We start from the raw sequence: 724 nt of genomic DNA, 5'->3' as shown, positions 1-724 counted from the left end.
AAGGAACGGTTACGCTACCGATAGGGACGTCGCCCTCTCACTGCATGCTCGTCGTCATGGACAACTTCTCAAAACTGCACCGATACCGCTATTCTCCCCAATGAACTGATTAACTTCACAGATACACCGGAGTTGACAGCCGATCTCACGAATACCAACGTCAGTACATCTGGCAACGGCAGTCTCGGAGTGCATGTACTTGGGACCAATGCTCGTGCCACGCTAAGAGCTATCGATGATGCAGGCGGTGGGACTGGCCTCACGATCCATCGCCTCGCGGCATTTCACATAGAGTTCATCGTGAAGACGGCCGAGTGTGCCGTCCCAGTTCCAAAGGTCGAAATAGTCGAACAACGTGCTCTTGGCCGGCAGATCTTTCGGAACGGCGCGCCACTGGCAGCCCGTGCTCAGCACGTACAGCAGGCCGTTGACAACCTCGCGAATATTGACCTCACGTCGGCGCCCGCCACGCTTGGCTGGGGAGATCAACGGCTCCACCAGAGCCCATTCCGCATCCGTCAGATCACTCGGATAGCGCAATCCATCGCGCTTGTATTTTCCACGGTTCGCTGTCGTCCACATCGCTGCCTTGCCCGAAAAGAATCATCTCAAAGCTAGGGAATCATAACCGACTCAGATTACGCAACTTCTTTCCGGACCGACACTAAGAGACGTCGATATCACAACAGCGGGAAATTACGCAGAACTGCGTGCCGAAGAGATG

Annotated in this window: 1 pseudogene; it reads right to left on the bottom strand. The window is 55.0% G+C overall.

Features of this window, described 5'->3' with window-relative positions:
- Positions 1–228: 228 nt before the first annotated feature.
- A pseudogene (locus LH464_RS24425) lies at positions 229–582 on the bottom strand (transposase); the annotation flags it as partial.
- Positions 583–724 lie beyond the last annotated feature (142 nt).

The sequence above is a fragment of the Pseudorhizobium xiangyangii genome, assembly GCF_020531965.1.
Classification (GTDB): domain Bacteria; phylum Pseudomonadota; class Alphaproteobacteria; order Rhizobiales; family Rhizobiaceae; genus Neorhizobium; species Neorhizobium xiangyangii.
The sequence above is the reverse complement of the archived record's forward strand: the minus strand, read 5'-3'. Positions and strand labels throughout refer to the sequence as shown.